This window comes from Virgibacillus ihumii (assembly GCF_902726655.1).
GTDB lineage: Bacteria > Bacillota > Bacilli > Bacillales > Amphibacillaceae > Lentibacillus > Lentibacillus ihumii.
This window is the reverse complement of sequence record NZ_CACVAN010000001.1, coordinates 1147079-1161889: the sequence shown is the minus strand read 5'-3', so window position 1 is coordinate 1161889 and position 14811 is coordinate 1147079. Positions and strand designations below refer to the sequence as shown.

The following is a 14811-nucleotide window of genomic DNA, read 5'->3' as shown; positions in this document are numbered from 1 at the left end:
TGCAATATTTTCCTTTCTAACATTCAATTTGATTTTTTTAATTGATATACTTATTCTAGTGTTTATGATACTAAAAGAAAAGCGGTGTACATTTATGTTCAAGGACATTCAGCAGGTAGAGGATTTTTTTGATAAAAGAAGAATGTACGGTATGAAACCGGGATTGGACCGCATACGAAAATTACTTCATATGTTGGGCAATCCGCAGCATGAAGTAAAGGCCATTCATGTCGCTGGTACGAATGGCAAGGGTTCAACAGTGTACTATTTAAAAAATGCGTTAACTGCTAATGGATATAATGTCGGTATGTTCACTTCCCCAAGCCTGGAAGGAATAACCGGTCATATTATCAAAAATGATGCGACACTTCCGGAAGCTGATTTTCTCTATATCATGAATAACATACTTCCGTTTATTGAAAAACTGGATCAGGAACAAAATCATCCAACCGAATTTGAGATTATCACAGTGGCAGCATTCGTTTATTTTGCGGAAAATGTTGAAATCGCACTGATTGAAGCGGGGATGGGCGGCAGAATGGACACGACAAATTGTTTCATCCCAATGCTATCGGTTATAACAAATGTCGAAGAAGATCACATGGCATTCCTTGGCAATACGAAAAGTTCCATTGCCTATCATAAGGCAGGGATTATTAAGGAAGCTAAACCGGTAATTGTCGGTGAGATGGATATGGAGGCTATGGAAGTAATCCAAAAAGAAGCCATTGATAAAAAGGCACCGGTATACCAGTTTTTGCGGGACTTTCACTATTTGATCAAGGAAAAAAGTAATTCCAGCACAACATTCGAATGGTTTTCCGACAGTAAATTCAGATTGCGTGTAACGTTAAACATGGATGGCAAGCATCAGGTGAAAAATGCATCACTTGTCATTATGGCGCTGATCTTGCTTGAGGAAATCGGATATGAGTTGGATTGGCAAAAATGTCTGTATGGAATTACCCGGACAGTGATTCCAGGGAGATACGAGCATATCCATTCATCGATGGTGCTGGATGGCGCACATAATCCGGCAGGGGTAAAAGCTTTTATTCGAACACTTTCGAAGGACGATACGGTGAACAAACATCTGATTTTTGCAGCGTTCCGTGATAAGGAATTGGACAAAATGCTCGGACTGCTCTGCGGTTATTTTACATCGGTGACATTAACCACTTTTGATCATCCAAGGGCAGCTTCTTGTAATGAACTGTTGACTGCTGCTCCCCAAGGCAATATAAAAGTGATGAAGGATTGGAAGGAAGCTGTTGACTTTATACCGGAGTCGGTTTCTGGTTCCTGCTGGTATGTGACTGGGTCATTGAAATTCATTGCCAATGTTCGAAATTATGTACAGTACAAGCGGAAACATCGGCCAAAAGAGCGCTACATTTAACATTTGTCCGGTAAGATCATATTCTGTTGAGAAGTTTTTTGATAGTGTGACAAATATCGTCTTACTTTTTATATTTCCTGTGCTAGAGTAAAACAAACTGGCATATGGAGGGGAATCAATTGGGTAAAGACAAACCAATAGTCATATGGATGAATGGAAAGAAAACACGAATTGCACGTAAAGACGATTCTGCAGAAAACCAAACAGACGGACAACTCCACAAAAAATATGCTGCAGCGGCTTCCGAGGATTCAAATGATTCAGATCAAATTCCTGCTCTTGTACGTCGGCACAGTCCGGGAAACGGTCATTTCTTTCAGCCCAAAAATAAGCTCAAGGCATTTAAACCTTTGCTTATTGCTATATTTGCGGCATTGTTAATAGGAACTGGGATGGGAATATTTATGCTGAATATGTTTGTTGATATTGACAACAGTTTGGCACAGCAAAACGAAGGCATTTCAATGTCCGGTCTGGAAGCAGAGGATGAAAATAACGAACAAGAAAGTGCAAATACTGCCGGTACAGTTGGGGCGATTGAGCCAATTAGTGCCTATGTGCTGCAGGCTGGTGTGTTTAGTGACGAGAAGAACGCTCGTGAAATGGCTGATACATTCATGGAAGCGGGATATGCCGCAATGATCTGGCAAAAGGATAGCAAATACTATGTGTTTTCAGGGATTGCAAACTCCGAAAGTCAGGGCGAGCAGCTTGCTCAAGAATTGAAGACACAGGGTTTTGAAGTATATGTGAAAGAATGGACTACTGATGGGTTTGAAATCAAAATGACTGAATCCACTGCTGATTGGCTGCAAAAGTACCGCCAACAATGGAAGGCTTCTGTTGATACGTTGAGTACGGGGCAAGCTGTATCAGCAGCCAAGTGGAATGATCTGATTGCATCCAGCCCGAAAAATGGAACTGTTGTAAGTGAGTTTGCGGGTCAGTCAGGAGAGAAACTTGATTCATTATCGGACAGTTTCTGGAAAGGGCATATTGCAATGCTGCGACTGTGGAAAGGGCTCTCCTCCTTGTCACAATAACTTTATCTTTTATAGGCAGTTTTTACAAAACGGTATAATTGATTTTTGATATATGGATATGACCCGGAAATACATTTTCCCGCTGGCGAAGTTTTCTTTTTTACCGGCTGTTTAATATGTAAAATCCTGAAATCATAATTTGTCCGAGTTATTTTAAACAGGTAATATGGAGCTAACCATATGCAAGGAGGATAAATTATGGAGTCGTCAACGATAATGATTAAAGATGTACCGAAAGATGACCGCCCCAGGGAACGAATGCTGCAGTTGGGTGCAGCCCATTTATCAAATCAGGAACTTCTAGCTATTTTACTAGGAAGCGGAACAAGAGAAGAATCCGTTATGACTTTGTCCAACCGGCTGCTGATGCATTTTGAGGGGCTGAACCTGTTAAAAGACGCAACCATTGAAGAGTTGACCTCCATCAAAGGGATAGGAACGGCCAAAGGCGTTTTGCTTCTGTCAGCAATGGAACTCGGAAGAAGAATGAGCCAATATAAACCAAACGAAAGATATGTTATTCGCTCACCTGAAGATGGAGCGGATTATGTTATGGAGGAAATGCGTAATCTTAATCAGGAACATTTTGTTGTACTTTTTCTGAATACCAAAAATCAGATTATCCATCGGCAGACCATTTTTATCGGCAGTTTAAATGCTTCCATTGTTCATCCACGCGAAGTGTACAGGGAGGCGGTAAAACGATCCGCGGCCTCCATTATTTGTGCGCATAATCACCCTTCCGGCGACCCCAGTCCTTCCCAGGAAGATATTCATGTTACACGACGTCTTGTCGAATGCGGAAAAATGATAGGTATCGAATTACTTGACCATTTAGTGATTGGTGACCGGAAATTTGTGTCGTTAAAAGAAAAAGGTTATCTGTAAACACTATCTATTTTAGTTATTTTTTCGTATAATTGAATAGAGTAATGACATGATGGCGCCAGTTTCCGTAAATAAATGAAATTGGCGCTTATTATGATGGGTATTATATCTTATAAAAAGTGTTTAACGAAATATGTCATATGTTGATGTCAGATTGCATCAAACAGAATTAATAGATATAGTAAACATTACATAAAACTCGACGAATTTGTTAGTTGGAAAGGAAGATTCTTTTTGGGAAGGTTCAGTTTATCACAGGATTTTGGTATTGATCTGGGAACAGCCAATACACTTGTGTTTGTCAAAAATAAAGGTGTTGTCTTGCGTGAACCCACTGTTGTAGCCAAAAACATGCAGACTGGGGATATCGAAGCGGTGGGCAGTCAGGCGCGTAATATGATCGGACGGACACCTGGAAATATATCTGTTGTGCGTCCGATGAAGGATGGCGTAATTGCTGATTATGATACAACAGCTGTATTAATGAAATATTATATAAAAAATGCGATGAAGAACCGCTCATTTTTCGCAAGAAAGCCGAATGTTATGATATGTGTTCCATCGGGAATAACGATGGTGGAAGAAAGAGCAGTTATTGATGCTACTAAACAAGCTGGAGCTAAGGACGCTTTTCCCATTGCAGAACCTTTTGCTGCAGCTATAGGTGCTGGGCTTCCTGTCTGGGAACCAACAGGAAGTATGATTGTTGATATTGGCGGCGGAACTACAGAAGTCGCGGTTATTTCATTGGGAGGGATTGTGACAAGCCAGTCAATCCGTAAAGCCGGTGATAATATGGACGAAGCAATTATTTATTATATCCGCAAACATTACAATTTGATGATTGGAGAACGATCAGCAGAGTCAATCAAGATGGATCTTGGGACTGCAGGGGAAGTTACAGAAGATATTGAAATGGATATCAGAGGTCGTGACTTGCTTACAGGACTTCCCAAAACGATTATGATTACTGCAAAAGAAATAGCAGTTTCATTACGGGATACAGTGGAATCGATTGTTAATGCTGTCAAAACCACCCTGGAGAAAACACCTCCCGAATTATCAGCAGATATCGTGGAACGCGGTATTGTTTTATCCGGAGGAGGGGCTTTATTGCGAAACCTGGATAAAGTCATCAGCGAAGAGACAGAAATGCCTGTATTTATTGCCGATGATCCATTGGACAGTGTAGCTATCGGAACAGGTAAATCATTGGAATACATTCAGCACTTCCGCTCCCATCCGAATGTATCTTCCCGTACAACTGAGTAGGAAGGTGTCTGTATGCCATTTTTTCAAAATAAACGATTATTCATCCTGCTTATTGGTATTATCGTTCTTGTTGCATTAATCGGGTACTCTTTACAGGACAAGAGGGACCTGACAACTCCGGAGCAGTTCATAAAAGACACTGTTGGATGGGCACAAAGTGTAGTACATACACCGGTGAATTTTGTAACAAATGTTTTTACCAATATAGACGACTTAAAAGACACGTTTGAAGAAAATAAGGTGTTGCGAAATAAACTGGCACAATATAAAACACTTATTTATGAGGTGCAGGAACTAAAAGAAGAAAACGAAGAACTCCGAAAGCTTCTTGATAAAACGGAATCTGGTTCCATCAGGGATTTTAATCCGATTCAGGCAACAGTTCTCTCCCGGTCTCCTGAACGGTGGATCGAGCACGTCACAATCAACAAAGGTAAGCAGGACGGCGTAAGGGAAAACATGGCGGTAGTTACGGCTGGGGGCATGATTGGAAAAATACAGTCTGCATCGCAGTTTACCTCTACTGTACAGCTCCTTACCGGTTTTGATCAGTTTAACCGGATATCAGCAACGATTTCACGTGAAAAAGGTAATGATGTTTTTGGTTTGATTCAAGGGTTTGATAAAGAGTCCGGTAATTTGCTGTTTAAGATTATTGAGGAATCCGATAAAAACCTGAAAGAAGGGGAAATGGTATTGTCCTCTGGTATGGGAGGAGTATTCCCGGCGGGGCTGTTAATTGGTACAGTCCAGGAGGTTAAACCCGACAAATATGGATTGACCAAGACTGCCTTGGTTAAGCCGGCGGCTGATATGTATGAAATCAATAATGTCATTGTTGTTGATCGTGTCCTTGAAGAACATGAAAATTCCAACCAATCGGAAGAGGGGGAGGGATAATGAAACGGTTGATTATTCCATTCATCCTGTTTGTGCTTCTTATAATGGAAGGTGTGGCATTGGAATTGCTTCCGGTTTCGCTTGTAACAGGCGATATTGTTATTGTACCTCACTGGATTCTGGCATTTCTGGTAATGATGGCTATTTTCTATGACCGTGAGAACACATATATGTCCATTTTATATGGAGTGATTTTTGGGTTATTGATTGATGTAGTGTACACAGGCGTGTTAGGTGTGTATATGTTTACTTATGCTGTTGTAATCTATATCGTTCATAACCTAACCAAACTGCTGCATGCCAATATATTCGGTGTAATTGTACTCGGAATAGTCGGGTTGTTACTGGCAGAAATCTCGATAAATGTTGTCTTTTCATTTGTAGGGCTGTCTGAAATGAAATGGAGCACGTACTTACTGTATCGAATGCTCCCTACAGTACTGGCCAATCTGCTCTTTTTGCTGCTCCTGTATCCCATTACGTATAAGTGGCTGGTCAATTGGCAGCAGGATGATTTACGCGGTAAGTCCGTTTATTTATGACTGACCAGGTTTTAATGAGGTGAAATTGAAATGCCAGACAATAGACAAATGATAACAATTAAAGGAACGAAAGACGGACTCACTTTGTTCATAAATGATTCCTGCTCCTTTGATGATGTAATGAATGAACTGAATGCAAAACTATCTGTGTATCAGCCTAATCATGAAGAACCGGAAGTGGCTGTCACGGTTAAATTAGGCAATCGCTATCTGAATGATCAACAAAAAAACCAAATAAATGAATTAATCAGTAAAAATAACTATTTTTCTGTTCAGACTTTTGATTCTGAAGTTGTTCGAAAAAATGATGCAATCAGTTGGAAAGAAGAAAGTGATGTAAAAACAGTCCACCGTATTGTCAGATCCGGACAGGTTTTAGAGATAACCGGTGATTTATTACTGATAGGGGACGTGAATCCCGGTGGCAGTGTGATAACAACCGGTAATGTTTTTATTATGGGAAGTTTGCTGGGGATGGCACATGCCGGTTCCAACGGTGATAAAAATGCGGTAATTGCGGCATCGTACATGAAGCCAGGACAGTTGCGAATTGCTGATTATATAAGCCGTGCTCCGGATTATGAAGCAGAAGGTGTATATATGGAATGCGGACTGATTGATGAACAGCAGGATAAAATAGTTATTGATCGGCTGCAGGTTTTATCGCAAAAGCGAAAAGATTTAAGCGGGTTTGAAAGGAGAATTCAGAATGGGTGAAGCAATCGTTATTACTTCCGGTAAAGGCGGAGTTGGTAAAACGACAACAACTGCTAATATTGGTACTGCATTGGCATTGATGGGTAAAAAAGTATGCCTGATTGATACAGATATTGGGCTAAGGAACCTGGATGTTGTCATGGGCTTGGAAAACCGGATAATTTATGACATAGTCGATGTCATTGAGGAACGTTGCAAACTGAAGCAGGCTTTAATTAAGGACAAGCGGTTTGAGTTTTTGTCATTGCTTCCGGCGGCTCAGACAAGCGATAAATCTGCCGTTACAACCGCAGGAATGCAAAAAGTAATTGATGAACTTAAACAGGAATATGATTATATCGTTATTGACTGTCCGGCTGGTATTGAGCAAGGTTTCCAAAATGCAATTGCCGGAGCCGATAAGGCCATTGTTGTTACGACTCCTGAAAAATCAAGTGTACGGGATGCAGACCGTATTATCGGTTTATTGGAAAATGCGGATGTGGAATCTCCTAAACTAGTAATCAATCGAATCCGGAATCACATGATGAAAAACGGGGATATGATCGACATTGATGATATTATCCAAATTTTATCAATCGATCTGATCGGTATCGTTGTTGATGATGATGAAGTAATAAAAGCATCCAACAGTGGTGAACCGATTGCATTTCAGCCCAATTCCAAACCTTCGATAGCATACCGGAATATTGCACGGCGGATTTTGGGAGAAACCGTCCCGCTTCAGTCGCTGGAAGAAGAAAAAGGGATGTTTAAAAAGGTAAAGGAATTTTTTGGAATACGTTCATAATAGAAATGATGGCATGCAGAAAGTTGATGAAAAAAACTTCCTGCATGTTTTTCTATCATATCTTTTTTGCTTGTCTCATAAACTTTACAAAAGCTTGGTGAGGGTTGTGAGGAATATGAGCAAAGGGATTAAGCAGGTCAGAAAATCGATAAACCAGCGTAAGCGGATGCGTGGGCTGAGTCAACAAGATGGAGCATCATCAAAACCGGTTTTTCCACCGTTTCCGGAGGAGGAAGAAAAACACGGGTATTTTCCGATGTTTCAGGATAATACTTCGAAAAACTGGTCATCCGGCAGGACTGATAAACGGATTTCATCTTTTATCGTAAAAGCGATGTTTTCAGTCATGTTGTTTTTGGGGGCCGCTTTCTTATTTCAGGCGGAAGATGAATGGTTAACCGAACCGAAACAATGGGCAAGCAATGCTTTAACCGAGGAATTTCCGTTTGCCAGTGTAAACAGCTGGTACCAGGAAACATTTGGCAAGCCCATGGCTATCGCCCCCAATCAGCAGCAGAACCAGTCTGACACATCACCACTTGCAATGCCTGTGACAGGAAGTGTCTCTGAGTCATTTCAGGAAAATGGGACAGGCATAATGATTAAACCTGGAGCGACGACTGAAGTGAGTGCCTTACGGCAAGGAGTGGTGATTTTCGCAGGAAATGATTCTGAAACTGGGAAAACGATTGTCGTTCAGCATGCAGATAACAGTAAAACAACATATGGTTATTTAAGCGATATTAACGTTCACTTATATGAACCTGTGGATGCACAGCAAAAGCTTGGAAAGTTTAAACCGACTGCCGAGAGGAAGACCGTTTATTTTGCTATTGAAAAAAATGATACATTCATTGATCCGGTACAGGTGATTAAAGTTGACGATACTCCGTAAGGTTGTCCCGGAAATAAGGTTGCATCCAATTCTGTTCGTCTTTATTATCATTTCTTTTCTAACTGGTACATTTGTTTCATTATTTGTAATCATGACAATTGTGTTGATCCATGAATTGGGTCACTACCTGATGGCTGCCTTTTTCAGGTGGCGAATCAGAAGGGTTATGATTTGGGTTTTCGGTGGTGTCATGGACACGGATGAACATGGCACAAAGCCACTGTATCAGGAAATACTTGTGACAATCGCTGGGCCTTTTCAGCATTTGGTGATTTATTTACTGCTAATATTGTTTTTGCAATTGCAGTTCATCCCGCATTCAATGGTTGAATTGGCATTTTTTTATAATTCCGTTATTCTTCTATTCAATTTACTCCCGATCTGGCCGTTGGATGGGGGGAAGCTTTTATTTCTGCTTCTCTCATCTCGGCTTGCATACCGGAAAGCATACAATTGGGTGATATTGTTTTCGATGTTTGTTTGTATGCTTGGCTTAATTGTTCAATTGTTTTTTATATCGTTTACGCTTAGTTCGTTCGTGTTGTTTATGTTTTTGCTAATGGAAAACAGAACAGACTGGAAACAACGATATTACGTATTTATACGTTTTTTGTTAAGAAGGTATTATGGACAGACATATGTGAAAGGAGTATTGCCAATCGAAGTATCGCATAATTGCGGGCTGATGAACGTTTTCAGTAAATTTCACCGGGAAAAGAAACATCCCATCTATATTACATACCCCGGGTCAATGCGCAGGTCAATCGATGAGATGGACTGTCTGTACAGTTATTTTCATGAACGGCATTTTCGTAGAACAGTCGGAGAAGTGGACAGCTATATTGTTAAATGATGTGCACTGTTTCTTGACAAGTGCTTTCCAAACATGGTAACATCAATACGTTATTCATCGTAGCATCAGTGCTACAACCGCGCAAAGCAGGTTATTAAATTCGAAATATCGAATACCTGTAATGGCGAGTCTGAGTTAATTAAGGAGGTGCAGGTGTGTACGCGATAATCGAAACAGGTGGTAAACAGGTAAAGGTTGAAGAAGGACAGGAAATTTTCGTTGAAAAGGTTTCAGCAGATGCAAATGACGCTGTTACGTTTGATAAAGTTCTTTTCATCGGTGGAGATGATGTTAAAGTTGGAGCTCCATACGTGGATGGTGCAACTGTCACTGCAAAAGTTGAGAAACATGGCCGTCAGAAGAAGGTTACTGTTTTCAAATATAAGCGCAGAAAGAATTATCATCGTAAACAAGGTCACCGTCAGCCGTATACGAAATTAGTAGTGGATAAAATTAATGCATAAAGGTTCTCACGTATGATTAATGTAACTGTATTTCGAAATAATAAACAAATAACCGGTTTTGAATTATCGGGACATGCTGAAAGTGGTCCATATGGTTATGATCTTGTATGTGCCGGGGTTTCATCCGTTTCGTTTGGTGCGGTGAATGCAGTTATGGAAATGACCGATATTGAACTGGTAATTGATCAGGGAGCTGAAGGTGGATATCTTCGGGTCATTGTTCCTGAAAATATTACGAAAGAACAGATGAATATCGTTCAGCTTTTATTTGAAGGAATGATAATTTCCCTCGAAACAATTGTACGAGAGTATAACCAGTTTATTGAAATTCACAATAATGAAGGAGGTACACCAAATGCTACGTCTTGATTTGCAGTTTTTCTCTCAGAAAAAAGGTGCCGGTAGTACCAAAAACGGTCGTGATTCAGAGTCAAAACGCCTTGGTGCTAAACGTGGCGATGGTCAGTTTGTAACAGGTGGATCGATTATTTTCCGTCAACGCGGAACAAAAATTTATCCTGGTACAAATGTTGGCCGCGGCGGAGATGACACACTGTTTTCAAAAATCGATGGTGTCGTTAAATTTGAACGGTATGGACGCGATCGTAAAAAAGTCAGTGTCTACCCGGTTGCCAAAGAAGCATAGTTTTCATAAACGTAAAAACTCCAGCCTGATGGTTGGAGTTTTTTCTTTTCGCAGATTTAGAACTAAACTGCGACATACTGAAAAAAGAGTGCTATGACACCGCTCCGGAAATACACTACGCTTTCCGGGGGCGGCTGCTGAGCCTCTATTCCAGCTGCGTTGGTCAGGAAGCTTTACTAGAAAATTCTGTGTCGCAGTTTATGGATATTATGTAATAACAACAGCCTTTTAGAAAATAGCCTTTACTATATTCAGGTGCTTAATATTGCTGAATTTGATTTTCATTTTGTTTTATATCTGCTATACTCATCTTATTATTGGGGGATGAAAAATGCTTGAAGAAGATGTAATCCAAATTTTACGGCATAATCGGCATGATTTGATGAATCATCTGCAAATTGTTCAGGGATATTTGAGCATGGATAAACCTGAGAAGGCCAGATCAAAACTGGAAACGTTTATGAAACTTATGGAAGAGGAACGTAAGCTTGTAAATTTGAACATACCGAAGTTTGCTTTGTGTCTTATTCAGTTTAACACCAATTACCAGAATTTCCGTTTATCCTATCATATACATACGGCCAGGCAGGATTTACGTTCGTTGGATGACATGCTTGTAGAGCAGTGCAGATATCTTATGGGCCAGATAGCTGATGCAGCTGATGAAATGGAGCTTTATATGGTAAACTTGCAACTGAATGAGCTGGACGAGGTAGGTAAATCTGGCGTTGAAGTGAAATTAGCTGTTCAGGGTAACTTTACATCGGAAATAAAAATAAAACGTAAGGATAGCGTGGATCTGTCTCCAATGGTGAGTCAAAGTGATGAAGGTATTATATGCTCTATTCAGATCCCATGCGATTGAGGTGATCATCTATGTTTGTCGATCAGGTTAGTGTATATGTGAAAGCAGGAGATGGCGGAAACGGTCTTGTCGGCTACCGTCGTGAGAAATATGTTCCAAAAGGCGGACCTGCCGGGGGTGACGGTGGAAATGGCGGCGATGTCATTTTTAAAGTGGATGAAGGATTAAACACGCTAATGGACTTTCGATATACGAAGCATTACAAGGCGAAGCGCGGAGAAAATGGCATGAGCAAGAACCAACATGGCAAAAATGCAAATGCATTAATTGTTTCTGTTCCACCGGGTACAACCGTTACTGATGAAACTACCGGGGAGGTAATTGCTGATTTAACCGTACATGAACAGGAAGCGGTGATTGCCAAGGGTGGTCGTGGCGGCCGGGGTAATACGAGGTTTGCCAGCCCTAAAAACCCTGCACCGGATTTTGCTGAAAATGGTGAACCGGGGATTGAACGCAATATAAAAGTGGAGCTGAAACTAATTGCTGATGTGGGACTAGTAGGATTTCCAAGCGTCGGGAAATCAACTTTGCTTTCGGTAATGAGTGCGGCAAAACCTAAAATTGCGGATTATCACTTCACCACATTAGCACCGAATCTAGGTGTTGTTGATGCAGGTGATCAACGCAGTTTTGTCATTGCTGACCTTCCCGGTTTGATTGAAGGAGCACATAAAGGAGTCGGTTTGGGTTATCAGTTTCTGCGTCATGTGGAACGGACAAGGGTGATTCTCCACGTGGTGGACATGGCAGGTATGGAAGAAAGGGACCCGTATGATGATTTTTTGAAAATAAATGAGGAATTAAAAGCATACGACCCTGAATTGGTGGAACGCCCTCAGATTATTGCAGCCAATAAAATGGAGATGCCCGGAGCAGAGGAAAATTTGGCCGTGTTTAAGTCGAAACTGTCTGGAGAATATCCTGTTTTTCCGCTTTCTGCTCTTACAAAACAGGGGTTGCGCGATATAATATATACAATAGCTGGTACACTGGATACCATTCCGAAAAAAGCACCCGAAGTTGAAGATACCGATGAAAAAGTGGTATACAGGTATAAGAAAGAAGAAGTTCCATTTGTCATTTCACGTGATTCAGATGGTTCATATGTGTTATCCGGGGCCAAAATCGAGAAATTGTTTAAGATGACCGATTTTTCCAGAGATGAAGGTGTACAGCGTTTTGCCAGACAAATCCGTGCAATGGGTGTGGATGATGAACTGCGTAAACAAGGTGCAAAAGATGGTGACACCATCCGGCTGATGGATTTTGAATTCGAGTTTATCGAGTAATATTAACATGGTAAAGAGGGGAAGAAATTGGTGAGCATAGGATACTTAGGTCCAAAAGGGACATTCACAAAATTGGCAGTTGATTCAGCTTTCAATGGAGGAGAAAAATATAGCTTTGAAACGATTCCTGAATGTATCGATGCTGTAGGAAACGGGCAAATTGATATTGGTGTCGTTCCACTTGAAAATGCGATAGAGGGTACGGTTCAATTAACGGTTGATTACCTTGTTCATCAGGTACGATTACCAATTTTTGCGGAAATAGTTGTACCTGTCCAACAGCATTTACTCGTTAATTCAGAATTTAACGGTGACATGAATGATATAAAGGAAATTCATTCGCATAGCCACGCGATTGCCCAGTGTCATCAGTTTATCCACAGTTACTTACCTGATGCCAAACTAAATTTTACAACGTCAACAGGGAGTGCAGCTGAATTAGTGAGCAATGACAATGCTAATATGGCTGCTATAGGAAATAAGCTGGCAGCTAAAGAATACGGTCTTCAGCTGTGGAAGGAAAATATTCATGATTATCCGAATAACCATACTAGGTTTGCGGTTATTGCCAAAGATGAAAATCTGGTACGAATAAATCATGAAGTAGATGCCGAAAAAACCAGTATGCTGATTACACTTCCAAGTGATTATGCAGGGGCGCTTTACCAGGTACTGGCAGCGTTTGCGTGGCGAAAAATGAATTTATCCAAGATTGAATCACGACCGATGAAAACCGGCTTGGGAAATTATTTCTTTATTGTCGATGTGAATCAGCCATATGATGATGTATTATTTCCTGGGGTAAAAGCTGAGCTGGAGGCACTGGGATGCAAAGTGCAAGTGCTTGGTACATACTCGGTTTATGAAATGAAATTATAATAATCGAGAGTCGTTTGCTTCGTGAATGGAGGTGAACGGCTTTTTTGGCAGTTAAGAAAGGATCAAATCCTTTCTTACTGCATAAGTGCGACTTTGGCTGTCACCTAAAGGCTTGGTGACAGCCAAGTTTTCTAACAGAAAAAAATTGGCAGTCTCAACGATATCCATATCCTCCCAATAATAAACCTTCAACAAACCGTTATATCGTCCAAACCAGGTAATGTATCATCTAGCTGACGGATATAAGATAAATTTAAGTTCAACATTTAACACTAAATGCATATGTTGATAGTGAGTGTTTTGCCCAATTGAGACAGATGTTGAAAGGAGTATGGTTAAAGTTGAAAATTCATATCGTTCAAAAGGGAGATACATTGTGGGAAATTTCCAAGCAATACGGAGCGGATTTTGAAGAAGTTAAAAAGCTCAATCCACAGTTATCAAGCCCTGACATGATCATGCCCGGTATGAAAATTAAAATACCCGGGACATCAAAGGCTGTTAAGAACGACAATGTAAAAGGTGCTAAAATGCCTGAAGCGAAACATCCCTATAAGGATACATCCCCGAAGCCAAAACCTGTTATGAATAAAGAGACTGAAAAAATGAAGCCGGAAATGCCGATGCAACCCAAAATGCCCAAAAAACCTGATGTTCCAACGAAGCCGATGCAACAAATGCAAATGATGGATCAGGACTTTTACAATTATACTACGATTAATTTTCCGGAAATGCCCGATTATCCTCAGCCAAATTATCAACCGAAAAAGAATGCCCAAATGCATATGCCCCCTCAACCAATGCCAATGCAAATGGTGCCGGTTTGTTGTTATTGTCATAAGCCGTGTTGTCCACCGCCACCACCAATGCATCACGGACCTAAACATGGACAGAAAAAAGGGGGATGTGGATGTGGCGGGCCAAAACCACCCCTTTTCAGGAATCAACAAAGCCAAATGCAACCATTTGATGTTCCAAACGAAAGGGAAATGCCTGCACGGCCAAAGGAAAATCCTTATATAAATGATAATGAATTATATGGGGCTCCCCCGCCTTTAGCTTCAACGGATGATCGTTATTATACGGATTTAAATGAAACAAAAATGCAGAATAAACCAACTGGTCCAAATGGAGATATGCCTGTACCGGAACCACCTGATTTTGGAACAATGCCAGCATATAATTTTCGAGAGGATACGAATGAACAGGAGGAATAAATAGGAGTACTTAGGAGACGAATAAGCTGGAATCGTCTCCTTTTTTATCGTCCGGGAACCGTTATGTTAAGTCAGTCTATTTTTAAAAGTAAGCTTTGAATGCTAAAATTATGATAATCACAAATCATGGTAAAAAGAGGAGAATGGAT

At 40.7% G+C, this 14811-nt stretch carries 17 protein-coding genes and 1 other annotated feature; all 17 genes read left to right on the top strand.

The window, feature by feature from the left end; all coding sequences use genetic code 11:
- The first annotated feature begins 94 nt into the window (after window positions 1-94).
- The 17 genes from HUX68_RS05840 (at window position 95) to safA (ending at window position 14662) form a co-directional block, all read left to right on the top strand.
- Window positions 95-1399 (top strand): bifunctional folylpolyglutamate synthase/dihydrofolate synthase, encoded by a 1305-nt coding sequence (locus HUX68_RS05840; protein ID WP_174613942.1) that lies wholly within the window; start codon window positions 95-97, stop codon window positions 1397-1399.
- A gap of 119 nt (window positions 1400-1518) precedes the next feature.
- The gene (locus HUX68_RS05835; protein ID WP_174613941.1) at window positions 1519-2442 is read left to right on the top strand and encodes an SPOR domain-containing protein; all 924 of its coding nucleotides are present in this window, start codon (window positions 1519-1521) and stop codon (window positions 2440-2442) included.
- A gap of 198 nt (window positions 2443-2640) precedes the next feature.
- Complete coding sequence (gene radC, locus HUX68_RS05830) at window positions 2641-3330, top strand: RadC family protein (RefSeq protein WP_174613940.1); 690 nt, start codon at window positions 2641-2643, stop codon at window positions 3328-3330.
- A gap of 234 nt (window positions 3331-3564) precedes the next feature.
- A complete protein-coding gene (locus HUX68_RS05825) occupies window positions 3565-4602 on the top strand; it encodes a rod shape-determining protein (RefSeq protein ID WP_174613939.1) in 1038 nt (345 codons plus the stop codon).
- Window positions 4603-4614: 12 nt separating this feature from the next.
- On the top strand, window positions 4615-5502 hold the full coding sequence (gene mreC, locus HUX68_RS05820; protein WP_174613938.1) for a rod shape-determining protein MreC: 888 nt from the start codon (window positions 4615-4617) through the stop codon (window positions 5500-5502).
- Entirely contained in the window at window positions 5502-6044 is a 543-nt protein-coding gene (gene mreD / locus HUX68_RS05815; RefSeq protein ID WP_174613937.1) for a rod shape-determining protein MreD, read from the top strand. Before mreC ends, mreD begins: the two co-directional genes overlap by 1 nt.
- 30 nt (window positions 6045-6074) lie before the next feature.
- The gene (gene minC, locus HUX68_RS05810; RefSeq protein ID WP_174613936.1) at window positions 6075-6761 is read left to right on the top strand and encodes a septum site-determining protein MinC; all 687 of its coding nucleotides are present in this window, start codon (window positions 6075-6077) and stop codon (window positions 6759-6761) included.
- On the top strand, window positions 6754-7551 hold the full coding sequence (gene minD / locus HUX68_RS05805) for a septum site-determining protein MinD (RefSeq protein WP_174613935.1): 798 nt from the start codon (window positions 6754-6756) through the stop codon (window positions 7549-7551). The genes minC and minD overlap by 8 nt, the downstream gene beginning before the upstream one ends.
- 115 nt (window positions 7552-7666) lie before the next feature.
- On the top strand, window positions 7667-8446 hold the full coding sequence (locus tag HUX68_RS05800) for a M23 family metallopeptidase (RefSeq protein WP_174613934.1): 780 nt from the start codon (window positions 7667-7669) through the stop codon (window positions 8444-8446).
- Entirely contained in the window at window positions 8430-9299 is an 870-nt protein-coding gene (locus HUX68_RS05795; RefSeq protein ID WP_174613933.1) for a site-2 protease family protein, read from the top strand. Before HUX68_RS05800 ends, HUX68_RS05795 begins: the two co-directional genes overlap by 17 nt.
- A 65-nt stretch (window positions 9300-9364) precedes the next feature.
- Window positions 9365-9441 (top strand) — a sequence feature (ribosomal protein L21 leader region).
- A gap of 13 nt (window positions 9442-9454) precedes the next feature.
- Window positions 9455-9763, top strand: a complete 309-nt coding sequence (gene rplU, locus HUX68_RS05790) for a 50S ribosomal protein L21 (protein ID WP_174613932.1) — start codon at window positions 9455-9457, stop codon at window positions 9761-9763.
- A gap of 12 nt (window positions 9764-9775) precedes the next feature.
- Window positions 9776-10132 carry a ribosomal-processing cysteine protease Prp gene (locus HUX68_RS05785; protein WP_174613931.1) on the top strand — a complete coding sequence of 119 codons (357 nt, stop codon included), beginning with the start codon at window positions 9776-9778 and terminating at the stop codon, window positions 10130-10132.
- A complete protein-coding gene (rpmA, locus tag HUX68_RS05780; RefSeq protein ID WP_174613930.1) occupies window positions 10119-10409 on the top strand; it encodes a 50S ribosomal protein L27 in 291 nt (96 codons plus the stop codon). Before HUX68_RS05785 ends, rpmA begins: the two co-directional genes overlap by 14 nt.
- A 331-nt stretch (window positions 10410-10740) precedes the next feature.
- Window positions 10741-11274: a Spo0B domain-containing protein gene (locus tag HUX68_RS05775; RefSeq protein ID WP_174613929.1), complete on the top strand. Its 534-nt coding sequence runs from the start codon at window positions 10741-10743 to the stop codon at window positions 11272-11274.
- Between the two features lie 11 nt (window positions 11275-11285).
- Window positions 11286-12566 carry a GTPase ObgE gene (gene obgE / locus HUX68_RS05770; RefSeq protein WP_174613928.1) on the top strand — a complete coding sequence of 427 codons (1281 nt, stop codon included), beginning with the start codon at window positions 11286-11288 and terminating at the stop codon, window positions 12564-12566.
- 27 nt (window positions 12567-12593) lie between these two features.
- Entirely contained in the window at window positions 12594-13445 is an 852-nt protein-coding gene (pheA, locus tag HUX68_RS05765; protein ID WP_174613927.1) for a prephenate dehydratase, read from the top strand.
- 341 nt (window positions 13446-13786) lie between these two features.
- Window positions 13787-14662, top strand: coding sequence for a SafA/ExsA family spore coat assembly protein (gene safA, locus HUX68_RS19595; RefSeq protein ID WP_174613926.1), 876 nt, complete (start codon window positions 13787-13789; stop codon window positions 14660-14662).
- Window positions 14663-14811 lie beyond the last annotated feature (149 nt).